The following is a 24192-nucleotide window of genomic DNA, read 5'->3' on the forward strand; positions in this document are numbered from 1 at the left end:
TTATTGCTTTTGTTTTGCCCTCCCTGCGTTTTTCGCACACTTTTTTATCATTTTTTTAACTTATATTTTTCATTTATTTTTGTGACACCCTTCAAGAGATTAAAATTTATACATCACATTTTAATGATTTAAATCAATCAGTTAAAAAACATCCCCTCCTTCATAGCATCATCTTATCCTCAATTACGATGTAAAAAACGGGCAACAATTTACTTGAAATTTCAAGTTTTACTGACAAGATTACCTCAAACGCCAGCGGGTCGTTTTTTAGTCATTTCGCGCGGTAATTATCACCCTCACGGAGATGTGAAACATGGTTACTGAACATCGTACAGAGACAGAAAACGCACAATCCGGGTTTATCTCGCGCTTTACCCTTGGCGACGGCGAGCTGACGTTCGCAGTTAAAGACAGTCTCGATATTGCCGGTTTTCCGACCCGCGCCGGCAGCCCGGTATTGCAGGATGCGCCGCCCGCCGTCCGCCATGCCGCCGTAGTCGAGGCGCTGCTGGATAACGGCTGTCAGCTGCGCGGAAAAACCACCCTGCACGAGCTGGCCTTTGGCGTCACCGGCATCAACCCGCATAGCGGTACGCCACGCAATCCGCATTATCCGCAGTTAATCCCCGGCGGTTCGTCCAGCGGCTCTGCCGCCGTGGTCGCGGCCGGTGAAGTCGACTTCGCCGTCGGCACCGATACCGGCGGCTCGGTGCGGATGCCCGCGGCCTGCTGCGGCGTGGCTGGCCTGAAGCCGAGCTTTGGCCGTCTGAGCCGCGCAGGCGTCATGCCGACGGAAAGTTCACTAGACTGCGTCGGCCTGTTCGCCCGCGATATCGCCACATTGCGTCAGGCGCTGGCAAAAGCGCTGAGGGAACCGGCTCCTCCTGCGCGCCGGGAAGCACCCGCGATAAGCTATCTGGCGGGCACGGCAACGCCGGAAATTGAGCAACTGATCGTCTCACGTCTGCAGCAAGCGGGCCTGGCATGGACTCGCGCTGAACTGCCGGGATTCAACGAAGCGCATCAGGCCGGGCTTACGGTGATAAGCCAGGAAAACTGGCTGGCGTTTCACAGCATCATCAGCGCGCCGAATCTGGCGCCGGACGTCGCCCAGCGGATCCGCGCCGGCGCGGAAATTGGCCCTCAGCAGCGGCAGGCTGCGGAAAGCGTGCGTCAACAATTTAGCGCCGCGGTGGACGCCCAGTTGGCGAAAACACCGCTGATTCTGCTGCCGACCCTGCCGGAATGTCCGCCAACGCTGGAAGAAGCGGCGGATCCGCTCAAGGTAGTCAACCTGACTCGTCTGGTGCGCCCATTTAATTTAAGCGGCCATCCGGCCCTGAGCCTGCCGCTTGGCGAAATTAATCATCGCCCGGTGGCTCTGCAATTAGTCGCCAATAAAAATAAAGAGTTTGATTTACTTAATTACGCTGAGTATTTGCTGGAAAAATTAAAATAATAAAACCGTACTTTCATTAACTGGAAGAGGCTAAATCGCATGTTAAACCCCTCTGCAACTTCGCGTGCGGAAAAGACCCTGCACGCCACGACAATAGAGTTTGCCGAATTACTCGCAGATATTAAAAAGCGCAGCGAGGAGTTCGAGCAGCAGAAATATATCCCAGCGGATATTATTTCCCGCTTTAAAAAGATCGGTGTTTATCGCGCGCTTGTGCCAAAACGCTACGGCGGCGATGAAATATCACCTGCGGAGTTTTGTCAGTTAATTGAAACGCTCTCAACAGCGGACGGATCCGCCGGCTGGGTGGCGAGTTTCGGCATGAATCCGTTTTATCTTGGCGGCCTACCGCCGAGCAGTCTCGATGAGCTTTACCGCCACGGGCCGGATATTGTCTTTGCCGGCGGGATCTTCCCGCCGCAAAAAGCGACGACTCAGGATGGCGGCTACCGCGTCAGTGGGCGCTGGAGCTTCGCCAGCGGCTGCAGCGGCGCCGAACTTATCGGCGTGGGCATTCTGACCGATGACGGCAGCGATCGTCCGCTGCCGCGCATCGCGGTGCTACCCGCCGGGGAGTTCACCATCGATCCGGTCTGGAATACGGTCGGCCTCTCCGGTACCGGCAGCCATGACGTAGTGCTGAATAATGCCTTCGTGCCGCAGGAATGGACCTTTATTCGCGGCGGCGAACTTAACCTCGAAGGCCCTCTGTATCGCTATCCGGTACTGTCGCTGGCCACTCAGGTGCTGTCGGTGGTCGCACTGGGTATCGCCCGCGCGGCGTTATCGGAAATTTACGCCATTGCCGAACGCCAGAGCTCGGTCACCGGCGCGCCGTGCCTGGCGGATCGCCAATTCGCGCAGATGGAAATCGCTCACTGCGAAGCGGATCTTCGTTCGGCGCGCTGCTGGTTCTACGACGCCATCGACGATGTCTGGCAAGCGATTCTGCGCGGCGATGAACCGGGAGAAGAGCGGATTAACGCCATGCGCCTCTCTTCCACCCACATTACCCGAGTTTCTGCGTCGGTTACCACCCGCGCGCTGAAACTGGCCGGGATGCCGGGCATATCGATGCGCAGCCCGCTTCAGCGCTATGCCCGCGACTCCATGGTCATCACCCAGCACGCCTTTATGGGCGAGCTGACATACATCAACGCCGGCAATATGTTCTTCGGCCACTCGCCGCAGCCAGGCTATTTATGAGTTATACGGAGCCGGCAATGAATGAAGAAATGCTGCAACGCCTGGAAAAGCTGGAAGCCGTAGTGCAAATCCGAAACGCCATCAGCCAGTATATGCATCTCTGTGATGACCTGACGCATCCGGATACCGCCCGGCAAATTGGCGCGCTATTTAGCGAAACGGCTATTTGGGAAGGTATCGGCGAATTATATCAACACAAGCTCGGGTGCCACTGCGGCAGAGCGGCGATCGTCGGGATGATGAACGCTTATATTAGCGAGCCGTCACACTTCGCCATCAACGTACATTATTTAACGGCCGAGCATATTCGCGTCGACGAAAATAACCGCGCGGTCGGCCGCTGGAAAATGCTGCAAGCTTCAACGTTTCGCCGCGGCGGCTCGCATTTAAATAGCGCGGAGCTCGTCATTGAATTTATTAAACAAGATCAACAGTGGTTAATTCATCATTTTACCACCCGTAATTTATTTAGCCGCCCGGTAGATGACTGGCATTCGCTCGCCGATTTACCGGTGCCTGATGATCATTAAAAGAGATATGTGGAGAGTGACAATGTCTGAATGTATTCCGGTAAAAAATATCGATACCAGCCATACCGCCGAAACGCTGGCGGCACTGGTGCAAAGCGACCGGGTCCATACCTGTCTCTATACTTCCGAGGAAATTTTCGACCTCGAAATCGACAACATTTTTAACCGTACCTGGGTATGGGTCGCCCACGAGAGCGAAATCCCTGACGCCGGCAGCTATAAATCCTCGATGGTGGGTACCCAACCGGTGATCGTCGTGCGCGATCGCAAAGGCAATATCAACGTGCTGCTCAACCGCTGCCGCCACCGCGCCGCCACCGTCTGCGAACATCGCAGCGGGAAAACGAACGGTTTTACCTGCCCGTATCACGGCTGGGGCTATGGCCTCGACGGCGCGCTGCGCGGGGTACCGCATCCAGAGAGCTACGGCGATACGCTGAACAAATCTGAGCTCGGCATGGTGCGCCTGCGCGTTGAAAGCTACGCCGGAATGATTTTCGCCAGCTTCAACCACGACATTGAGCCACTGACCGACTTCCTCGGCCCGGCGATGAAATGGATGGATCTGTTCATGAAACAGGGGGCTGGCTACGCGCTGCAGGCCACCACCGCGCACCGTTTTCGCTTTCCCGGCAACTGGAAAATCCAGCTGGAAAATACCACCGACGGCTATCACTTCCCGATCGTTCATAAGTCGTTTTTAAGCTCGGTCGATAAACAGACCGAAGAGATGCTCAACTTCGTCGACGGCAAAGGTTTCGTGGAAGATCTCGGCAATGGCCACAGCGTGATGGTGATGATCCCCGAGCTTATCGATCTGGAAGCCAATCTCGATGCGCCAATCCCGGAACGCTTTAGCGAGCTGGCCCAGGCCCTGCGCGAGGAAGGCCACGACGAGCAGCAGGTGCGGCGCATCGTACGCGCGGTCGGCGGCAGCGGTTTTAACCTTAACCTGTTCCCCAATGTCGCCTGTTCAATGGCCTTCTTCCGCGTGCTGCAGCCGATATCGGTAAAAGAGACGGAAATTCATCACATGGTGCTGACCATGAAAGATGGCCCGGCGATCGCCAACCAGGCGCGCCTGCGGCTGCACGAACACTTCCAGGGGCCGATGGGCTTCGGCACCCCCGATGATTCAGAGGCCTGGGAGCGGGTGCAGCGCGGCGGCGGCGCGGGCGACGATCTGTGGATCATGCTCAACCGCGGCCTGCCCGGCGAAGTCCGCACCGCCGACGGCCTGCGCAGCGACGTCAGCGCCGAAACCGGCATGCGCGCCGCTTACCAACAATGGAAAAAGTACATGACCGCTGACAATCGGGGGCAATAATGAACACATCACCTATCCTCAACGCCGCCATTCAGTTTATTAACCTGGAAGCGGACCTGCTCGATCAAGGCGAATTTCGTGAATGGCTGGCGCTGTGGCGCACCGAGGGAATGTACATCATTCCCATCGACCAGCAGACCACCGATTTCGCCAACGTGCTCAACTACGCCTACGACAACCACGAGATGCGGGAAAAACGCGTGCAGCGTTTATACAGCGGCGAATCGATCTCCACCACCCCGCGCGCGCGCACTATCCGCATGAGCGGCCGTTATCGCCTGCTCAGCGCCAGCGATGAGGTCGTCGAAGTACGCTGCGCCCAATTCCTTTACGAGTACCGCAAGGGCAATGAACAGCACTACGCCGCTGACGTCACCTGGACGCTGGCGCCGGAGGGCGACAGTTTCCGTATCCTGCAAAAGGTCGTGCGCCTGATTAACGGCGATGATTACCTGCATAGCATTGGCTACATCCTGTGAGGACTTTATGACACGTAGCGTACTTATTACCGGCGCGGCCAACGGCCTCGGGCTGGTTATCAGCCGCCATCTCTGGCAACAGGGCTATCAGGTGGCGATGGCGGATCTCAACCTCGATGCGGTCACCCGTAGCGCTCAGGAGATCGATCCCAGCCAGCAACGGCTGCTGCCGCTGGCGCTGGATATTCGCCAGCCGCAACAGTTCAGCGACGCGCTGGCGCAGATCCGCGCACGCTTCGGCGAACTCGACGTGCTGGTCAACAACGCCGCCTTAACCCTGACCACACCGATCATGGAGATCGACGTGGAGGAGTTCGATCGCGTCACCAGCACCAATCTGCGCGGTACCTTTGTCGGCTGCCAGACCATCGGCCGCTATTTCAGCCAGCGCCAGCGGGGCAGCATTATTAACCTCGCGTCGCTGGCCGGGCAAAACGGCGGCACTGCCTCCGGCGCCCACTATGCAGCCTCCAAGGGCGGCATTATTACGCTGACCAAAGTCTTCGCCCGCGCCCTGAGCAACGACGGGGTGAGCGTCAACGCGATTGCGCCGGGGCCGCTGGATCTTCCTTCCGTTCGCGCCGCGGTGCCGGAAGAGAAAATGCCGGCGCTGCTGGAGATGATCCCGATGAAGCGGCTTGGCGATCCGCTGCTGGTTGCCCGCGCGGTAGAACTGCTGGCGGCGCCCTCCGCCACCTTTATCACCGGCGCGACCTGGGACATCAACGGCGGCATTTATATGCGTTAAGCCCTTCGCGGGTGGAGAAAAACTATGGCTGAAACATTGACGGTACGCGTCACAGAACGCGAAATTCAGGGAGCCGAGGTGGTAGTCCTGACGCTGGCCTCGCCGGACGGCGCTCCCCTGCCCTCGTTTAGCGCCGGGGCGCATATCGATCTGCATCTTGGCGATGGCATCGTGCGCCAGTATTCGCTGTGCGGCAGCGCCCATCACCCGCAGCGCTATCGGTTGGGGATCCTCAAGGATCGCGCCTCGCGCGGCGGTTCGCTGGCGGCGCACGCTTTACAGCCCGGCGACGAGGTGCAAATTAGCCCCCCGCGCAACCTGTTCGCGCTGGAGATGTCGGCGCCCCATACCATTCTGATCGGCGGCGGCATTGGCATCACGCCGATGCTGGCGATGGCCGATACGCTATTTCGCGCCGGGAAATCCTTCGAAGTGCATTACTGCGGCCACAGCCGTGAGGGAATGGCGTTTCTGGCCGAGCTGGCGGATTGCCACTTTAGCGCCCAGGTTCAGCTACATATCAGCGATGAAAACGGCAGGATCCGCCCTCAGGAACTCCTGACGCCTCACGCCGCCGCCGGCCACCTGTACGTTTGCGGTCCGGAGGGTTTTATGGCGTGGATTAATGAAACGGCTCAGGGATGCGGTTTCAGCGCGGAGCGGCTGCATCAGGAGTATTTCAACCGCGAGGTAGAAACCAGCGGCGGCAGTTTTGAGGTTGAGGTTCCGGAACTCAACCTTAGCGTTACCGTCGGCGAAAACGAGACCATCGTCGCCGCGCTGCAAAAGGCCGGCATCAAAGTGAAAGTCTCCTGCCAACAGGGCGTCTGCGGCACCTGCCTCGCCAACGTTTGTAGCGGCGTACCTGACCACCGCGACGAGTATTTAACCGAAGAAGAACGCGAAGATAACGACCAGATCCTGCTGTGCTGTTCGCGGGCTAAAACCCCGCGGCTGGTTATTGAAGGCTTCGAATACGTCAAACTGAAATAACGGGTATTACTATGAACCTGACATCTGATTTTCGTAATGCCATGGCGCAGCTGGGCAGCGCGATCACCATCATTACCACCGATGGCCCGGCGGGCCGCTTCGGCTTTACCGCTTCGGCGGTGTGTAGCGTGACGGATTCGCCGCCGACGCTGCTGGTATGTATGAACCGCTCGTCCTTCGCGCACGGCAAATTCCAGCACAATGGCGTGCTGTGCGTTAACGTGCTCTCCGGTCAGCATCAACAATTGTCCGGGATTTTCGCCAATGGCCAAATCCGCTCTGAAGAACGCTTCCTGCACGACGAATGGCTGGCGCTGGAGACCGGTTCACCGGCGCTGGCTTCCGCCGTGGCGAACTGCGACTGCGTCATTGCCGACAGCCACGAAGTGGGCAGCCACAGCGTATTTTACTGCGAGGTCAAACAGATCCGCTTCGGCAACCCCAGCGACGGGCTGGTCTGGTTTAATCGCCAGTTCCACACCCTTAGCATGGCGTCGTGCCGTTAAGTTTCATCATAACCATAAAAACCCTGCCGACCCATCGCCCGGCGCCAGCAGGCGCCGCCTGATTCACCTGCACTGGAGTTAACCTTATGTCTGGAGCTGTGAGCGGTACAACGGTCCCCCCGGCGCAACCTATGCGCAAATTAATCATCGGATCTTTTCTCGGCAACTCGCTGGAATGGTACGATTTTTTCCTGTATGGCACCGCGGCGGCGCTGGTCTTCGGGCCGCTGTTTTTCCCCGCCAGTAATGACCCGCTGCTCGGATCATTTTTAGCCTTTTCCGGTTTCGCCATCGGCTTTATCGCCCGTCCGCTCGGCGGCGTGATATTCGGCCATCTCGGCGATCGCTACAGCCGTAAAATGACGCTGATCATCACCCTGACGCTGATGGGCGCCAGTACGTTCTTAATTGGCCTGCTGCCAACCTACGCTCACATCGGCGTGTTGGCGCCAATCGCCTTGATTACGCTGCGCTTTGTACAGGGCGTGGCTTCCGGCGGTGAATGGGGCGGCGGCGTATTAATGCTGAGCGAAAACGCGCCGGAAAGCCAAAAAGGGTACTACACCGCCTGGAGCCAGGTGGGCGTCTGCGGCGGGTTTGTTCTTTCTTCGCTGGCATTCTATCTGGTGCAGCTGCTACCGCAGGAAGAGGTGATGTCCTGGGCGTGGCGTATTCCGTTTTTGCTCAGCCTGTTTATCTTTCTGGTGGGCGTCTATATCCGCCGTAATATCCAGGAGAACGCGGAATTCGTGGCGCGCAAAGCAGAAAACGACAGCAAAAATGAGGCCCATCATTTACCGGTGCTCAGCGCCTTTAAAAATCATCCACGAGCGATATTACAGGCTATCGGCCTGCGGCTGGCGGAAAACGGCGCGGTGTATATCTTCTTCACGTTTTCAGTGGTCTATTGCAAACATATTGGCATCGACACCCGCGACCTGATCGCGGCGGTCACCATCGCCATGACGGTGGAGATCGCCACGATTCTCGGCTGGGGATGGCTTTCCGATCGCATTGGCCGTAAGCGGCTTTACTATATCGGCGTGATAGGTATGGCGCTGGTCGCCTTCCCCTTCTTCTGGCTGCTGAATATGCACACCTTCCCGGCGATGCTGCTCGCCATGCTGTTGGCGTTGCCATTGTGCCATGGCGCGATGATTGCCGCGCAGCCGTGTCTGATGGTGGATCTGTTTCCGGTGGAGGTACGCTACACCGGGCTAGCGCTGGGACATGAGATTGGGGCGGTGATTTCCGGCGGTATTAGTCCGATGCTGGCGGTGGCTTTTCTGATGATGTGGGATAGCTATATCCCCATTGCGCTGATGCTGCTGGCCTTCGCGCTACTGGCGCTGGTGGCGCTAATGAGTATTCGCCAGCAGCAGTTGCGACCTGAACCGGTCGCGACCACGTAAACCGCGTACACCGCGCGCAAAGGAAGGCGCGCGGTACAGAGGGCTAGTTATTGTTCACCACGATAATGACCCGGCTTTTAATCGTACCGCCGCGGATATTCTCGCCATATTTCATCGGCTTGATTTGCAGATAGATCGGGTTGTTGCTGCCATGCCGGGCCTCCTCGTCGGAGTGATAAAGGAAACCGCTGCCGTACTGGAGTTCCCCGCCCTGGCTATCGCGCAGATGAAAACCGACTTCGCCGGCGCCGGTGGCGGCATCCTGATCGTCATTCTTCAATATTTTGCTGGTGCCGGCAAAGCCGGAGGCGGCGACAAAGTAATAATCAATTTTGCCCGGCGTCAGTTCGAATACCGCCGACTCGTCCTGGCTACAGTCGATATCGACGCTTTCCATGCGATATTGCGCTTTGTCTTCTTTAATGTCGAAGTAGCTGTAATCGCCCATATTGATGAGACGGTTCGGGACATTAAAACCGCAGGTCATAATATTAATCTGCAGAGTGACGTTAAAGGTGTAATTGATGGTTATCACATGGCATTCTTTATCGCCTTTACAGTATTCAAAACGCATCGAGTAAAGCAGCGGAAATGATTCTCCTGGCCTGACCTGCGTCCCGGTAGGGGTACCTTCTTTAATCGCATAGCGAATGCCGATCACGCTGTTGAAGATATCCGCTAAGTTATAACTCTGATTTTTGCGGATGTTGCCACTCGCAAGCGCGTTGAGTTTTGCAGGATCGAGAGAAAACTCCATCACATAGGTTTTACTGCCAACCACCACGTAGAAGTCTTTATTTTCAGGGGGCGTCGAGGTTACCGAGACGCTGACGTTTTGTGGACTTTGGCAGATAAAGTGAAATCCGTCGGCCTGAATATCACTGTTTTGGACATTCAATTCGCCGCTGGCCGCCAGCGGTTTAAATGTGTAATTACCGCTAGCATCCACCGTCAGCGATTTAACATCCGGGGTGACATCGCAGTTCCCCGCCCGCGCTAAAAAAGAGCATAAGCTTAATACCAGCAAAATTATCCATTTCATGAAAATCGTCCTTTTAGCGGCAGACATAGGTCTTACCTTCATCAATGGTATGTTTAAATGTAATGGTGCAGTAATGGCCCTGCTGCTTATCGACCGCGATGGTAATCGACGGCGGAACGTTATCAGTGCGGATATACAGCATGCTGCCCTGGCCGACGACGCCGACATTCTGTCCATCGTTATCTTCAATTTCATAGCCAAATTTAAGCGGCGTACCGTCCGGGCGTTCGGCGTGAATAAGCCAGGGTTGACGCTGATCGGTATCAAACCGCGCCAGCACCACCGCCCCGCGGTACGGAGCGACCGCTTTACGGTTGCCAATCAACTCGGTTTTGCTCTGCGTATTGGCGGTATTCAGCAGCAGCGAACTTTCACGGAAAGGCAATACGTGATCGAAAATGACCGTTCCCTGACCGTTGGTAGTGCGATATTTCTGACCATTGACGTAAGCATTTTCCAGGCCCGGCGCCTGAATGATGGCGAAGGTTTCCGAAAGCTGGTTAGCGAAATTGACGCCGCCGGACCAGGCCACCACCCCGCCTGACAGGCTGCCGCTGGCCTGGGTATATTTCGACGACTGACTGTAGCTGCCGCTCAGCGTCGCCAGCGGCGCGTTCCAGGTAAGGTTGCCGCCGGCGGTGGTTTCATGGTTTTGCTGCTGACGGCTAAAGTTCACGCCATAGTCAAACTGGTCGCGCTGGCCGCCTGTGCCGCTGATGCCGGTGTTATTGGAGGCAAAACCGTCATTATCGAAGGTCGTCGAATTCGACAGCGTCAAACGACGCGCCAGTACGCTGTCGCTCTCTCCCCAGATAAGCGGAATCGAAATGAAGAGGTTAAAGCGCTTATCTTCATGATGATCTTCATCATAGGTCTGGCTGGCCGAAATGGTCCAGGAAACCCGCTGCCAGTTATTAGAGTAGCTCAGCTGATAATCTTTATTGCTGCCGCTTTTTCCCCAGTAGTCACGCCATAAGGCACTCAGTGAAAAAGACCCCAACCCTTCCGGCAACGACTGGCTGATGTTGGCGGAGAAACTATTTTTACGTCCAAAATCATAGCGATAATAGTCATCAATGTTGTAAACATCATTATCATCATGGTGATAACTATTACGGTTCTTCGCCCAAACATGATCGTTAAAAGTACGATAGTCGCTGGTTGAATAGCGATAAGCCGCCATTCCGAAACGCGTTTTAGTCTGGGTGAGGTATTTGTTGTAGGCAATCTGATAGCTTTGTCCTTCAAAAGTACCGTTATCCTGATCGCTACGCGCCCAGGTGCCGTCAACGGATATCGCGCCGAGATGGGTATTCCATCCGGTTCCCATAGTGAAAGCCTGATAATCGGTGCCTAGCATGGTACCGCCATACAGGGTCAGCAGGTTGTTCAGGCCATATTGATAGCTGGCCTGCATAAAGTCTTCCTGATTGCTGGCGCCTTCGATATGGCTGCGCCCGGCGGCAATGTCATATTTAGATACCCCCTGCTGCAACATATTGGGTACCGAGGAATAAGGCACCAGGTAGGTGGTTACCGAGCCGTCGGCTTCACGGATAGTGACATCAAGATCCGCCCCGCCGCCGGCGAGTTGTAAATCAGCAATCGCGAAAGGCCCTGGCGGGACCTCTTTCTGATAGACGGTGAAGCCGTTCTGCTCAATGGTTACCAGCGCGTTGCTCTGGGCAATCCCCTGCACGATCGGCGTGAAGTTCTGTTTTGAGTTTGGCAACATTTGCATGTCGCGGAACAGACGAACCCCACGAAAGCGTACCGCATCGAACATATCCGCAGAGGTATACATGTCGCCTGCGCGCAAGGTCCCTAAAATCGACGCAAAGCCGCGTTCCAGATACAGGGTATTGCTTTTCCAGTCGCCGCTGCCGCTATCGACTTTGCTGTAAGTGGCATCAGAGTGCAACTGCCAGCTCAACAGGTTCAGCCCGCTATTGAAGCGGGCGTAGGTGCTTTTGTTATTGCCGTTATTTTTATAGTCACTGTAATACTGGCTCAAATAATAAGAGGTATACAGCGCGTTAACGCCGCGGTCCCAACTTTCCGGCGCGACGTAGCCGCGCTCAAGATCCTCCACGTAGGCCTGCGGAATTTCTAAATCAAGCTGAAAAATATTGATATTAAAGGTATAACTACCGCTGCGCACCGCGGATTTTAGCGTCATGCACTGGTTATCCTTTGCCATCTGCGCGCTATCCGCTTTGATTCCCAACTGATTTAATAATGCTGATGACAGGCAGGTATCATCCGGATTACTGGCGACTACGATTGGATATTTACCACGCCATTGCTTATTGACGTAAATATCCAATTCATATTCACCGGGAAGTGGTTGATTATCCGCAAAGCGAAAGCTTGATGATTTTTCACCTTTCATTCCGCCGATCATGAAATTGGTATCAAAAGTCTCTTCGGCGGCCTGCAACTGACCGGATAATAAAACCAACAATATCATTGAGGAAAGCGGCGTCATCCTTAACATGGCCAACTCCATTATTTATTATTTTACATTGAGCCTGTCGCTAATAAAGTTTCCATTATCATCAATCATCGTTAGCGAATACTGGCGGGCGAGATTATTTTTTAAAATGACATCCTGACTGGATAACGGCGCAATCATCACGCTGCGCTCATTAACTTTAACATTACTGACTTTAACTTCAGTAATCGTCAGCCAATTTGCGGTACCATTGGCGATATGCAGAGCGTTTTTTCGGGAAGACAGCGAAATATTTTTAAAGGTATCTTTATTTACCGCCGCAATGCCTTTAGGACGATAAAAAAGCTTAATACGGTTTTGCATGGCAAACCGTAGCGTATTCGCCCCCTCACTTCCTGGCGTATTCGGAGGAATATCGAGTACGTTGAGATAAAACAGCGACTCCTTGTTTGGCGGAAGTTTGTTGGCTAATTTTTTTATTCGCAGCTGCTGTCCGGAGTTACCCGCTATGCGCGCCACCGGCGGCGACAGCAGGAACGGCACGTTGATTTTTTCCGGCGGCAACGAGGTATTGCCATCGTCAATCCACGACTGCACCAGTGAAGAGCGGGCGCCATGATTCATCAACTGTACGACCACTTCTTGTTTCTCAGCCGGATAAACCACCCGGGTACCGAAAATCACCACTCCGGCATGCGCGGGCTGCATAGCGATAAATAAACCTGCTAATAAAATCCGTTTCATAGCACCACACCCTTAGCACAATAATTGCCGGCGAAGCGCCGGCACAGGTCCTTACTCCGCAGAGACGGCAATCGTTAACACCGAGCGGACTTCACCGGCGGTCACCGGAGTGGCGGCATTAATTCGGGCGTATTGCGCAGAGAAGTTCATTTGATAGACGCCATTGCCCATAGAAGTCACCGCCCCCGGCAAATTATTGACGTCATACATGGTATTTTCATTAATCTCCGATTCACCCAGTTTTAATTTAAAACCGACCCCGTTAGCAGAAGTTGTAGTCGCGATAGGATTAAGTACGCCGCCGGCAGTATAGGTCCCGCCACTAATATCAATCGATTTCAATACTGTGCCTTCCGGGCAAACAATAGTTAATGGATCGCTACTGGTGGCGAAATTACCGGATAAGACTTGACCGGCCGACATGCCGGCAAAACGGGTGGCATCAACATCAGCCAATTGAATTGTACTGCTATAATCGGTTTCAAAACGACAAGAAGAATTAATAACATTACCAATAATAACTAACTCACCCTGCTCTTCATTTGGTACCGCGGCAAAAGCATTAACACTCATCAGCACGGTTGAAAATACTGCAGCAGCAATAACTGAACGTTTCATATAATATTCCTTTTATTAACAATTCCATTTAACTTTGCGGGGACTGAGAAAAATCTCATGCCGCGAGCATCGCATGGCTAAATATCCGCCACAATAGGATGAATAAGGATCGTTGATAAAAATCAATGCAAATACTTAAAGCGAATGAGCCCTGATGCCATATTCGTAATCTCTTTAGCGTAATAAGCTAAAATACGTAGCAACGAGAATAATAAAATGAGAATTTACCAAGCTTGTTTAATAATAAACTAAAAAAAGGAGAGTTCAGCACATTTTGTGTCGATTTACATAAGATTACGAACCACAATTATAACCTTCCGTGATTTATTTTTATATTTAAGGTTCCGACAATGAAAAAAATGATCCTGCCTCTGCTTACCGCCGTCCTGCTGCTGCCGACGCTCACCGCGCACGCCACCTACCGCGCGGAAAAACGCCAGGATGCCCGTGATATCCGTCAGGATGCGCGCCAGAGTGGACGCGAAGAAAAACACGACTGTGTGAGAAACGATCAACAGAGCAACATGAGCTGTCGCGTAGATAAACGCGACAACCGCCGTGAGGGTCGTCAGAACGCGCGTGATGAGAAATGGTGATTCGCCATACGAGCGCTAATGCCCTGCCACAGGGCATTAGCGGGAAGCGTTTAACGTCTCCAGTGGGAAAGGACGATCCTGCACCACCGTCTTCATCACCAACGTTGAGCGTAAATGCTGCACGCCCGGCATCGCCGATAGTTTGTCATCATAGAGTTTCTGAAAGGCAGGAAGATCCCGGGTGACGACGTGCATCAGGTAGTCCGGATCGCCAAACAAGCGTTGCGCCAGCACAACCTGCGGGATCTCCGCCACCGCCTCCTCAAAAGCGCTGACCGCTTTCTTATCGCCCTCTTTTAACGTGGCGAACACGATAGCCAGAAAATTGAACCCCATTTTTCCCGGATCGAGATTGGCGCGATAGCCGGTGATTACCCCCTCTTGCTCCAGTGCGCGTAGACGTCGGTGGCAAGGAGAAAGGCTCAAATTCACCCGCTCCGCCAGTTCGGTTATCGACAGACGCCCATCCGCCTGCAGCTCAGCAAGAATTTTTCGATCTATGCTATCCATTTGGAAGATTTTCTCTTTAATCGCCGGTTTTCAACATAACATTGAAAGCTCATTTCGCTTCTATGTCGATATTCTTTCTCACACGATAACCTAATTTTGCGAGTGTGTGATGTCTAATATCGTTGCGGAGCGTTGCTGATGGAAATGAGCCTGATCGCCAGCTTCTGGATAGTTTCGTTTCTATTGATTATTACCCCTGGCGCCGACTGGGCCTATGCCATTAGCGCCGGTATCAACGGTCGTCGCGTCGTTCCGGCGGTGATGGGACTGATGTCAGGCCATTTACTGGCGACCATTATCGTCGTCGCTGGCGTCGGGGTGTTAATCGCCGGTCATCCGCTAGCGCTATCGGCGATCACGCTGGCGGGCGCGGCCTATTTACTGTGGCTCGGGGTTACGATATTACGCCATCCGGCGGCGCCAGGCGCGGCGCAACAATCGGCTGGCAGCTGGAATGCGTGGGCGATGAAAGGATTATGTATTAGCGGCCTTAATCCAAAAGTCTTTCTGTTGTTCCTCGCCCTGCTACCGCAGTTTACCGATCCGCACGGCAGTTGGCCGCTGGCGCTGCAGATGTCGGCGCTGGGCGCGATGCACCTGATGACCTGTACGCTAATTTATCTGTTGGTCGGCTACGGTTCGCGCGCGGTACTGGCAGCCCGCCCGCAGGCGGCTAAGGGAGTAAGCATGGTTTCTGGGGTGATTATGATTGCCATCGCTATTATCCTGTTCTACCAGCAGTTAAGATAATTCGTAAGCAGCGGCGCTCATAGGGTAACTTCTTTAGCGCCGCATGGCCTTACCAACAAATATAATCGTGGGTCACAGGTAGCTATTAAGTTGCTAAACCACGGAAGCTGGCTCATCTATTTCCCTGAGCTCCTGAAGATGAATTATCTATGTATCATAAGTGGTTACGGCTGAATGGCCAACATCGATAACTTCCTAAAACTGCTGAAAAACTCCGATTTAGTCATCCATTAACTGATTACTCGAGCGGAAAATTCCGACTGCTCGATAATAAGTAAAATCTCTCTTTGAAACGTCTGCACATTTATTAACGCTATTCTCTCTACGATTTTTGCAGTATGGTTTAATCGCTGTTGTCGTGTTGCAGTGAATGCTAGCAAGTGCCTGACGCTGTTTGCCTACGGTAAAACATTTACGCAATACCAACCTGTTTATTGAGGCAATTATCCTCATGGATAACGGTCACAACGTTATCCAGCCAGGACTCAGTTTATCAGCTGGTAGTCAATGACCTTGCTGTAAGCGCGCATACTCAAGAGGAGAAAGGATGAACAGGACGTGTAAACCCCCAGGAAAAGCGATATACATCAAATGCCTGAGCGCATCGCATCAAAAATTCGCCAGCGCACTTCACCCCGGCGGCGGGGAGACTTCATTATACCCACTGGATTTCGCGCAGCGTTGCCGCGATACAGTCCTTGTAACTTGAGGGATATTAAAAACGATCCGCATCATGCTTACTCATAAAATGCGAAACCTATCTTCGGATCCTGTAATAGGCCAACCAGAGCCTATGGGATAGTAATGTACGCCTGCAATAGAAAGGGAACATAATGAAGAATAATAGCGAAATAAAAAAAAGGAACTTCCTGACTCAGAATGAAATCGAGTCACTACTTAACGCTGCCAATAGTGGACCACATGCTGCTCGTAATTATTGCCTGACATTGCTTTGTTTTATTCATGGATTTCGTGCCAGTGAAATTTGCCGACTGCGAATTTCAGATATTGATTTACGCTCAAAATGTATTTATATCCACCGTTTAAAAAAAGGGTTCTCAACCACTCATCCGTTGCTTAATAAAGAGATCCAGGCGCTAAAGCGCTGGCTGGATATTCGTGATGAATATCCGCAATCCACCAGCGAGTGGTTATTTTTATCACGCAAAGGTAATCCACTTTCACGCCAACAGTTTTACCAGATTATTTCCGCCTCCGGCGATCAGGCAGGATTACCGCTGGAAATTCATCCGCACATGTTGCGTCACTCCTGCGGCTTTGCGCTGGCCAATATGGGTATCGATACGCGTCTTATCCAGGATTACCTCGGTCACCGTAACATTCGCCATACCGTCTGGTACACGGCCAGCAACGCCGGACGCTTTTACGGGATTTGGGATAAATCCCGTGAGAAGCAGAGAACGTCGCTTTTCCAGTAAGGTAACCTTACGCCACGGATGGCGTTTCGTTATCGGTTCCCCCCTACTACTGCCAGCCCCTGCCCGCTATCCCCGGCAAGACTGTTGCAAATTTGCTCTGTTTAGGCTGCGATAAAAAGCAGCTTACCTCATATATAGATTTTTTCTTGCAAAACATTAATAAAAATTAACCATACGTTAAATATGTTTATTGTTCTTAAAAGTTCTTATTTAGAACATGAAAAAAAACGTTTCTATGCACCTGTAATTTATCAGGATATAAGTTCGTTATTTATTGTTAAATTAATCCTTTCAGCACATGTTTTCCGTTCAATAAATAGCTGGCATTAACTTTTTTCCTTGCTATTTTATGCACCTGCCAGCGACCTGGCGCGGCTCTATTGTGGTAAAGAATAAAATAGATAAAAATAAGAATTATCGCGTGGCGATAATTTATGCATGTGTAAATGTAATGTGATACCTGTTTTGTCATTAGCCCCTTCAAATAATACGGCCTTTGCATTCAGATTATTTTTTATCCATCCTGGGATCTTTTTCTCAGGATATCCCTTATAAGTAAACGTAAATTCAGGAGCTCAAAATTGTGAACCGACGTCGTTTTCTCACCGCCAAAGAAGTACAGGCAATGATGCAGGCGGCCCAGCACGGCCCAACCGGTGAACGGGATTACTGTCTGATCCTGTTGGCGTTTCGCCACGGGATGCGTATCAGTGAACTACTCGATCTGCACTATCGCGATCTCGATCTCAACGAAGGGCGCATCAATGTACGGCGTTTAAAGAACGGTTTCTCTACCGTGCACCCGCTGCGTTTTGATGAGCGCGAAGCGATAGAGCGCTGGACGCAACAACGGGCCAGTTGGAAGGCCGCAGGCAAAAGCGACGCGCTATTTATCTCGCGCCGCGGTACGCCGCTTTCTCGCCAACAGGCCTATCGCATTATCCGCGCTGCCGGAGAAGAAGCCGGTACCGTCACCCATACGCATCCGCATATGCTGCGTCACGCCTGCGGCTATGAGCTAGCTGAAAGAGGGGCTGATACCCGTTTGATACAAGATTATCTCGGACATCGTAATATTCGCCACACTGTCCGTTACACCGCAAGTAATGCAGCACGTTTTGCCGGGATTTGGGAAAGAAACAACCTTTTGGAGGAAAATTTACAAGCGCGAAAGAAATAAGATAACCAATTGATAAAAAGGAAAATTTTTAATATTGAACAAGTCAATTGGGGCCAAACTGTCTATATCATAAAAATGTTTTGTAATCTTTTGCAACTGACAAGTGCATATTTCATCAAAAAAAATTTTATCTAATTGATTTTCATTAAATTCTCCAACGACCTTTCTTTACTTATCCTCGTCAGACTCTCTCCCATACGCCCGCTTCTCAACATTGAACTCAAACAAGCCGTTTTTCCATGCCCGGCAGGTAAGCAGTTATTAAATCCACAAAACAAATAATTATCAGTATATAAATCCAAAAATATATCAGCATTAACAAAATAAAAGCCATAAATCCCGATGAGTCAAAATGGCCCCAATTGACTCATCAGTGGGGCGAAAACTGTGCAGAACCGGCAGTCGCACCATTCGGCTGATTTATGGAATGCCTGGAAGGCAAAACGGCTGCCAATTTTGGTTCGTAATATCGATTTTGTTTAAAGGAAAACAGCATGAAAATCAAAACACTGGCAATCGTTGTTCTGTCAGCTCTGTCCCTGAGCTCCGCGGCGGCCTTGGCCGATACCACCACGGTAAATGGCGGTACAGTGCATTTTAAAGGAGAAATCGTCAACGCAGCCTGTGCAGTCGATGCCGGTTCTATCGATCAGACCGTTCAGTTAGGCCAGGTTCGTTCAGCAAAACTGGCTACCGCGGGCAGCACCAGCTCCGCTGTAGGCTTCAACATTCAGTTAGACGACTGTGATACCACTGTTGCCACTAAAGCCTCTGTGGCTTTCTCTGGTACCGCGGTTGATAGCACCAACACCAGCGTTCTGGCTCTGCAGAGCTCCGCTGCTGGCGGCGCGACCAACGTCGGCGTACAGATCCTCGACAAAACCGGCACTCCGCTGGGCCTGGATGGCGCAACCTTCAGCGCGGCCACCACGCTGAACGACGGCACCAACATCATTCCTTTCCAGGCGCGTTACTACGCCACTGGCGCGGCTACTGCCGGTACTGCTAACGCAGACGCCACCTTCAAAGTGCAATACGAGTAATTCAAACATCAGACAGGGAAGCATTCCGGGCCAGGATGGCCCGTTATCCACTACGGGATTGGGGTGATAACGATGCAAGGAGTGAAGACAGGTCTGCTGATGTTTCTGCTTTCGCCGCTGGCGCTGGCCGGCAACCACTGGAACGTCACGGTCGCCGGGGGAAACATGCGTTTTCAGGGCGTCATCATCGCCGAGTCCTGCCGCGTTGAAGCCGGCGACCAGCAGATGACCGTCAATATGGGGCAGATCAGCAGTAATCGCTTTCATTCAGCCGGGGAAGATGCCAACCCCGTGCCATTCGATATTCACCTTCAGGATTGCAGCACCGCGGTCAGCCAGCATGTCGGCGTGTCGTTTCGCGGCGTGGCTGATGGCAAAAATCCAGATGTGCTCTCGGTTGGCGAAGGACCGGGTATCGCCACCGGCGTAGGCATCGCGTTATTTGATAAAGAAGATCAATTGATTCCGCTGAATAGCCCGCCGGGCGCCTGGCGGCGGCTGTATACCGGCCCCACCACGCTACATTTCGTAGCCAAATATCGGGCGACCGGCAATCAGGTCACCGGGGGAGCGGCAAACGCGCAAGTTTGGTTCTCTCTGACCTATCAGTAATTAACCAGCAGACATCCGGAAACAGGAAACAACGGTGAGTACAAAAGGGGTAAACGTGAAAAAGAGACTGGGGATGACGCGCGGACTACTGGCGGGATTATTGATGATAGCCGCAAGCGGTTACTCCGCCTGGGCTCAGGCCGGCGTTGCGCTCGGCGCCACGCGGGTTATCTATCCGGCCGGGCAAAAACAGGTTCAGTTAGGGGTGACCAATAATGACGACAGCAGCACCTATCTGATTCAGTCGTGGGTGGAAAACGCCGACGGCGGCAAAGACGGCCGTTTCGTGATTACGCCGCCGCTGTTCGCCATGCAGGGTAAAAAAGAGAATACCCTACGCATCATTGACGCCACTAATAAACAACTGCCGCAGGATCGCGAAAGTCTGTTCTGGATTAACGTGAAAGCCATCCCATCGATGGATAAATCCAAACTGAGCGAAAATACCCTGCAGCTGGCGATTATCAGCCGCATCAAGCTCTACTATCGCCCGGCGAAACTGGCGCTGCCGCCGGATCAGGCGGCGGAAAAGCTGAGCTTTAGCCGCAGCGGTTCGTCGTTAACACTGACTAACCCCACTCCTTATTACCTGACCGTCACCGAACTTAACGCCGGCACCCGGGTGCTGGAAAACGCGCTGGTGCCGCCAATGGGCAAAACCTCCGTCAAGCTGCCGCCGGATGCCGGTAGCAACATTACTTATCGCACGATTAATGATTACGGCGCGCTGACCCCAAAAATGAACGGCGTGCTGCGCTAATACAGGTTTGGCCCGCCGAGCGGGCCATGCCGCGCATAACAATAAGAACTGACAGCCGGGCGAATTCAGACCGGAGGGACTATGTCACATCTCAAATATGGACAGGACCGTTTTGGTTCCCGCAGCGCCTGGCTCCGCCCGCGCGCTATTTTGACCATGGCGAAATTTCCCGTGGCGCTCTGTTTTGTCCTGCAGGCGGGTCACGCGCAGGCTGAACTCTATTTTAACCCGCGTTTTTTGGCTGACGATCCTGCGGCGGTGGCCGATCTTTCCGGTTTTGAAAACGGGCAAGAGGTGCCGCCCGGCACCTACCGCGTCGATATTTACCTTAATGACGGCTTTATGACCACTCGCGATGTCACATTTAACCGCGGCGAAAAAGGCCATGGGTTAAGCCCGTGCCTGACCCGCGGCCAGCTGGCGGGCATGGGGGTCAACACCGCGGCGGTGACCGGGATGAACGCCCTCGCCGCCGACGCCTGCGTGCCGCTGACCGAACTTATCACCGATGCCACGACGCGCTTCGATGTCGGCCAGCAGCGCCTGTACCTCACCGTGCCGCAGGCCTTTATGGGCAACCGCGCGCGCGGCTACATTCCGCCTGAAATGTGGGATGACGGCATCAACGCCGGGCTGCTGAACTATAACTTCACCGGCAACAACGTCCATAACGATACCGGCGGCAGCAGCAATTACGCCTATTTAAACCTACAAAGCGGCCTTAATCTCGGCGCCTGGCGACTACGTGATAACACCACGTGGAGCTACAGCAGCGGCGGCAGCAGTTCCAGCAATGAGAATAAATGGCAGCATGTTAATACCTGGCTTGAGCGCGACATCACGCCGCTGCGCTCGCGCCTGACCCTCGGCGACAGCTACACCAACGGCGATGTTTTCGACGGCATTAACTTCCGCGGCGCCCAGCTGGCGAGCGATGACAACATGCTGCCGGATAGCCAGAAGGGCTTTGCGCCGGTGATCCACGGTATCGCCCGCGGCACCGCGCAGGTGTCGATCAAACAAAACGGTTATGAGATTTACCAGAGCACAGTACCGCCGGGCCCGTTCACCATTAACGATCTGTATGCCGCAGGCAACGGCGGCGATCTGCAGGTGACGATTAAAGAAAACGACGGCACCAGCCAGGTCTTTAGCGTGCCGTGGTCAACGGTGCCGGTACTGCAGCGCGAAGGGCATACCCGGTACGCGCTGACCGCCGGCGAATACCGCAGCGGCAACGCTCAGCAGGAAGAGCCGAAGTTCTTTCAGAGTACCGTGTTACACGGCCTGCCTGCGGGCTGGACCCTATATGGCGGCACTCAGCTCGCCGACCGCTACCGCGCCTTTAATCTCGGCGTGGGGAAAAACATGGGCGATTTCGGCGCCGTCTCGCTGGATGTCACCCAGGCTAACGCCACCCTGCCCGACGACAGCGATCACCAGGGGCAGTCGATTCGCTTCCTCTATAACAAGTCGCTGAGCGATGTCGGCACCAATATCCAACTGGTGGGCTATCGCTACTCCACTAAAGGTTATTACAGCTTTGCCGATACTACCTACCGCCGGATGAGCGGTTACGACGTACAGACCCAGGATGGCGTGATCCAGGTGAAGCCGAAATTCACCGATTACTACAACCTCGCCTATAACAAGCGCGGCAAAGTGCAACTGAGCGTGACCCAACAGTTGGGGCGTACCGCCACGCTCTATCTGAGCGGCAGCCATCAGACCTACTGGTCGACCGGCAAGGCGGACCAGCAACTGCAGGCCGGGCTCAACGCGGCGGTGGACGACATCAACTGGACGCTGAGCTACAGCCTGACCAAAAACGCCTGGCAGCAGGGCCGCGACCAGATGCTGGCGGTCAACGTCAATATTCCGTTCAGCCACTGGCTGCGTTCCGACAGCAAATCGGTATGGCGGCACGCCAGCGCCAGCTACAGCATGTCGCACGATCTTAATGGCCGGATGACCAATCTGGCGGGACTTTACGGCACCCTGCTGGAAGACAATAACCTGAGCTATAGCGTGCAGACCGGCTATGCCAGCGGCGGCGAAGGCGATAGCAGCGGCACCGGCTACGCGGCGCTGAACTACCGCGGCGGCTACGGCAACGCCAACGTCGGCTACAGCCGCAGCGACGGCTTTAAACAGCTGTACTACGGCGTCAGCGGCGGCGTATTGGCCCATGCCAACGGCGTGACCCTGAGCCAGCCGCTGAATGACACGGTGGTGCTGGTGAAAGCGCCGGGCGCCGACAACGTAAAAGTGGAAAACCAGACCGGGGTGCGTACCGACTGGCGCGGCTATGCGGTACTGCCTTACGCCACCGAATATCGCGAAAATCGTGTCGCGCTGGATACCAATACGCTTGCCGATAACGTCGATCTCGATGACGCGGTGGTCAGCGTCGTCCCTACTCACGGCGCTATCGTGCGGGCGGACTTCAAAGCCCACGTCGGGGTCAAGTTACTGATGACGCTGACCCATAACGGCAAACCGGTGCCGTTTGGCGCGATGGTCACCTCGGGCAGCAATCAGAGCGGCAGTATCGTGGCCGATAACGGCCAGGTCTACCTGAGCGGGATGCCGCTCGCCGGCAGCGTGCAGGTGAAATGGGGCGAAGGCGCGAACGCCAGCTGCGTGGCCAGCTATCGCCTGCCGGAAGAGAGTCAGCGACAGGCGCTGAGCCAGCTATCGGCAGAGTGCCGTTAAGGAACGCATGATGATGAAAAAACCACTTAACCTGTTCGGTGCCGTCCTGACGCTGGTCTGCGCCAACGCCTTTGCGGCCGATAGCACCATCACCATCAGCGGCTACGTGCGCGACAACGCCTGCGCGGTCGCCACCGAATCGAAAGAGTTTACCGTCGATCTGATGGATAACGCCGCGAAGCAGTTTAACGCCGTCGGCGCAACCACGCCGCTGGTGCCGTTTCGCATCGTGCTGTCGCCCTGCGGCAGTTCGGTGACGGCGGTAAAAGTCGGCTTTAACGGCACCCCGGATAGCGACAATAACGACCTGTTAAAAATCGACGGCGGCGCCTCCGCGGCGGCGGGCATGGCGGTGCAGATCCTCAACGGCCAGCAGACGATGCTGCCGGTCAACGCGCCCTCTTCGTCGCTCGCCTGGACCACCTTAACGCCGGGGCAGACCAACACCCTCGGTTTTTACGCCCGGCTGATGGCAACCCGCGTACCGGTGACCGTCGGCCACGTCTATGCCACTGCCACCTTTACCCTTGAATTCCAGTAACCGGAGGCTGAGATGAAAGCACACTACGCAGGATGGCTTCTGGCAGGCGCGCTGGCGTTAAACATTACCCCGCTACAGGCCGCCGACATCACCATCACGGTGAACGGCAAAGTGGTGGCCAAGCCGTGTACGGTCTCCACCACCAACGCCAATGTTGACCTCGGCGATCTATATACCTTCAGCCTGGTGTCGGCAGGTTCCGCTTCAGCGTGGCACAGCACCGCGCTGGATTTAAGCAATTGTCCGGTCGGTACATCGCGCGTCGTCGCCACCTTTAGCGGCACCGCAGACAGCACCGGTTATTACAAGAATCAGGGTACCGCGGGCAACATCCAGCTCGAACTACAGGACGACAGCGGCACCACGCTCAATAACGGGGCGCAAAAGTCGGTTCAGGTCGACGATAGCTCGCAGTCGGCGCGTTTTCCGCTGCAGGTCCGGGCCCTGTCGGTTAACGGCGGCGCCACCCAGGGAACCATTCAGGCGGTGATTAGCGTCACCTATACCTACGCCTGAGTCAGGAGAGT

24 protein-coding genes are annotated in these 24192 nt (G+C 54.1%); 19 read left to right on the plus strand and 5 right to left on the minus strand.

What is annotated here, in order from left to right; all coding sequences use genetic code 11:
- Nucleotides 1-313: 313 nt before the first annotated feature.
- From PGR23_RS17215 to PGR23_RS17255, 9 genes are all read left to right on the plus strand, one after another.
- On the plus strand, nucleotides 314-1459 hold the full coding sequence (locus PGR23_RS17215) for an amidase (protein ID WP_047044176.1): 1146 nt from the start codon (nucleotides 314-316) through the stop codon (nucleotides 1457-1459).
- A 39-nt stretch (nucleotides 1460-1498) separates the two neighbouring features.
- The gene (locus PGR23_RS17220) at nucleotides 1499-2665 is read left to right on the plus strand and encodes an acyl-CoA dehydrogenase family protein (RefSeq protein WP_015369891.1); all 1167 of its coding nucleotides are present in this window, start codon (nucleotides 1499-1501) and stop codon (nucleotides 2663-2665) included.
- 17 nt (nucleotides 2666-2682) lie between these two features.
- Nucleotides 2683-3195 carry a nuclear transport factor 2 family protein gene (locus tag PGR23_RS17225; RefSeq protein ID WP_396279436.1) on the plus strand — a complete coding sequence of 171 codons (513 nt, stop codon included), beginning with the start codon at nucleotides 2683-2685 and terminating at the stop codon, nucleotides 3193-3195.
- A 22-nt stretch (nucleotides 3196-3217) separates the two neighbouring features.
- Nucleotides 3218-4522: an aromatic ring-hydroxylating oxygenase subunit alpha gene (locus PGR23_RS17230; protein ID WP_015369889.1), complete on the plus strand. Its 1305-nt coding sequence runs from the start codon at nucleotides 3218-3220 to the stop codon at nucleotides 4520-4522.
- Complete coding sequence (locus PGR23_RS17235) at nucleotides 4522-5001, plus strand: aromatic-ring-hydroxylating dioxygenase subunit beta (RefSeq protein WP_045396614.1); 480 nt, start codon at nucleotides 4522-4524, stop codon at nucleotides 4999-5001. The genes PGR23_RS17230 and PGR23_RS17235 overlap by 1 nt, the downstream gene beginning before the upstream one ends.
- Nucleotides 5002-5008: 7 nt before the next feature.
- Complete coding sequence (locus PGR23_RS17240; RefSeq protein WP_047044170.1) at nucleotides 5009-5749, plus strand: SDR family NAD(P)-dependent oxidoreductase; 741 nt, start codon at nucleotides 5009-5011, stop codon at nucleotides 5747-5749.
- A 24-nt stretch (nucleotides 5750-5773) separates the two neighbouring features.
- Nucleotides 5774-6742: a PDR/VanB family oxidoreductase gene (locus PGR23_RS17245; protein WP_045396606.1), complete on the plus strand. Its 969-nt coding sequence runs from the start codon at nucleotides 5774-5776 to the stop codon at nucleotides 6740-6742.
- An 11-nt stretch (nucleotides 6743-6753) separates the two neighbouring features.
- Nucleotides 6754-7248, plus strand: a complete 495-nt coding sequence (locus PGR23_RS17250; RefSeq protein WP_015703350.1) for a flavin reductase — start codon at nucleotides 6754-6756, stop codon at nucleotides 7246-7248.
- A 131-nt stretch (nucleotides 7249-7379) separates the two neighbouring features.
- A complete protein-coding gene (locus PGR23_RS17255) occupies nucleotides 7380-8660 on the plus strand; it encodes an MFS transporter (RefSeq protein WP_047044168.1) in 1281 nt (426 codons plus the stop codon).
- Between the two features lie 43 nt (nucleotides 8661-8703).
- Here the strand turns inward: PGR23_RS17255 and PGR23_RS17260 are convergent, their stop codons facing one another.
- The 4 genes from PGR23_RS17260 to PGR23_RS17275 are packed head-to-tail and all read right to left on the minus strand — an operon-like array spanning nucleotide 8704 to nucleotide 13519.
- Nucleotides 8704-9702 carry a hypothetical protein gene (locus PGR23_RS17260; protein ID WP_047078950.1) on the minus strand — a complete coding sequence of 333 codons (999 nt, stop codon included), beginning with the start codon at nucleotides 9700-9702 and terminating at the stop codon, nucleotides 8704-8706.
- Nucleotides 9703-9715: 13 nt separating this feature from the next.
- Nucleotides 9716-12199, minus strand: coding sequence for a fimbrial biogenesis outer membrane usher protein (locus PGR23_RS17265; RefSeq protein WP_348876493.1), 2484 nt, complete (start codon nucleotides 12197-12199; stop codon nucleotides 9716-9718).
- An 18-nt stretch (nucleotides 12200-12217) separates the two neighbouring features.
- Nucleotides 12218-12901 carry a fimbria/pilus periplasmic chaperone gene (locus tag PGR23_RS17270; protein WP_047044161.1) on the minus strand — a complete coding sequence of 228 codons (684 nt, stop codon included), beginning with the start codon at nucleotides 12899-12901 and terminating at the stop codon, nucleotides 12218-12220.
- 51 nt (nucleotides 12902-12952) lie between these two features.
- Complete coding sequence (locus tag PGR23_RS17275; RefSeq protein WP_063415452.1) at nucleotides 12953-13519, minus strand: fimbrial protein; 567 nt, start codon at nucleotides 13517-13519, stop codon at nucleotides 12953-12955.
- Between the two features lie 350 nt (nucleotides 13520-13869).
- On the opposite strand from PGR23_RS17275, the gene PGR23_RS17280 reads away from it, so the two are divergent.
- On the plus strand, nucleotides 13870-14115 hold the full coding sequence (locus PGR23_RS17280; RefSeq protein ID WP_063415450.1) for a hypothetical protein: 246 nt from the start codon (nucleotides 13870-13872) through the stop codon (nucleotides 14113-14115).
- Nucleotides 14116-14151: 36 nt separating this feature from the next.
- Here PGR23_RS17280 and PGR23_RS17285 read toward each other — a convergent pair whose 3' ends face one another.
- Nucleotides 14152-14625, minus strand: coding sequence for an Lrp/AsnC family transcriptional regulator (locus PGR23_RS17285; RefSeq protein WP_032706451.1), 474 nt, complete (start codon nucleotides 14623-14625; stop codon nucleotides 14152-14154).
- A gap of 138 nt (nucleotides 14626-14763) precedes the next feature.
- Between PGR23_RS17285 and PGR23_RS17290 the strand changes: the two genes are divergently transcribed.
- The 9 genes from PGR23_RS17290 to PGR23_RS17330 all read left to right on the plus strand — a co-directional run bounded on the left by PGR23_RS17290 (nucleotide 14764) and on the right by PGR23_RS17330 (nucleotide 24181).
- Nucleotides 14764-15375: a LysE family translocator gene (locus PGR23_RS17290; protein ID WP_045396582.1), complete on the plus strand. Its 612-nt coding sequence runs from the start codon at nucleotides 14764-14766 to the stop codon at nucleotides 15373-15375.
- 833 nt (nucleotides 15376-16208) lie between these two features.
- A complete protein-coding gene (locus PGR23_RS17295) occupies nucleotides 16209-16814 on the plus strand; it encodes a tyrosine-type DNA invertase (RefSeq protein WP_045396578.1) in 606 nt (201 codons plus the stop codon).
- A gap of 583 nt (nucleotides 16815-17397) precedes the next feature.
- Nucleotides 17398-17994 carry a type 1 fimbria switch DNA invertase FimE gene (gene fimE / locus PGR23_RS17300; protein ID WP_045373908.1) on the plus strand — a complete coding sequence of 199 codons (597 nt, stop codon included), beginning with the start codon at nucleotides 17398-17400 and terminating at the stop codon, nucleotides 17992-17994.
- A 494-nt stretch (nucleotides 17995-18488) separates the two neighbouring features.
- A complete protein-coding gene (gene fimA, locus PGR23_RS17305) occupies nucleotides 18489-19037 on the plus strand; it encodes a type 1 fimbrial major subunit FimA (RefSeq protein ID WP_045373910.1) in 549 nt (182 codons plus the stop codon).
- A gap of 72 nt (nucleotides 19038-19109) precedes the next feature.
- Nucleotides 19110-19649 (plus strand): fimbrial protein, encoded by a 540-nt coding sequence (locus tag PGR23_RS17310; protein WP_045396575.1) that lies wholly within the window; start codon nucleotides 19110-19112, stop codon nucleotides 19647-19649.
- 73 nt (nucleotides 19650-19722) lie between these two features.
- Nucleotides 19723-20409 (plus strand): fimbria/pilus periplasmic chaperone, encoded by a 687-nt coding sequence (locus PGR23_RS17315; protein WP_047078947.1) that lies wholly within the window; start codon nucleotides 19723-19725, stop codon nucleotides 20407-20409.
- A gap of 81 nt (nucleotides 20410-20490) precedes the next feature.
- Nucleotides 20491-23124 (plus strand): fimbrial biogenesis usher protein, encoded by a 2634-nt coding sequence (locus tag PGR23_RS17320; RefSeq protein WP_396279435.1) that lies wholly within the window; start codon nucleotides 20491-20493, stop codon nucleotides 23122-23124.
- A 10-nt stretch (nucleotides 23125-23134) separates the two neighbouring features.
- Complete coding sequence (locus tag PGR23_RS17325) at nucleotides 23135-23665, plus strand: fimbrial protein (protein ID WP_430915644.1); 531 nt, start codon at nucleotides 23135-23137, stop codon at nucleotides 23663-23665.
- A gap of 12 nt (nucleotides 23666-23677) precedes the next feature.
- Nucleotides 23678-24181 (plus strand): fimbrial protein, encoded by a 504-nt coding sequence (locus PGR23_RS17330; RefSeq protein WP_045396563.1) that lies wholly within the window; start codon nucleotides 23678-23680, stop codon nucleotides 24179-24181.
- Nucleotides 24182-24192: the final 11 nt, after the last annotated feature.

Source organism: Klebsiella sp. 141162, assembly GCF_050600755.1.
GTDB lineage: Bacteria > Pseudomonadota > Gammaproteobacteria > Enterobacterales > Enterobacteriaceae > Klebsiella > Klebsiella aerogenes.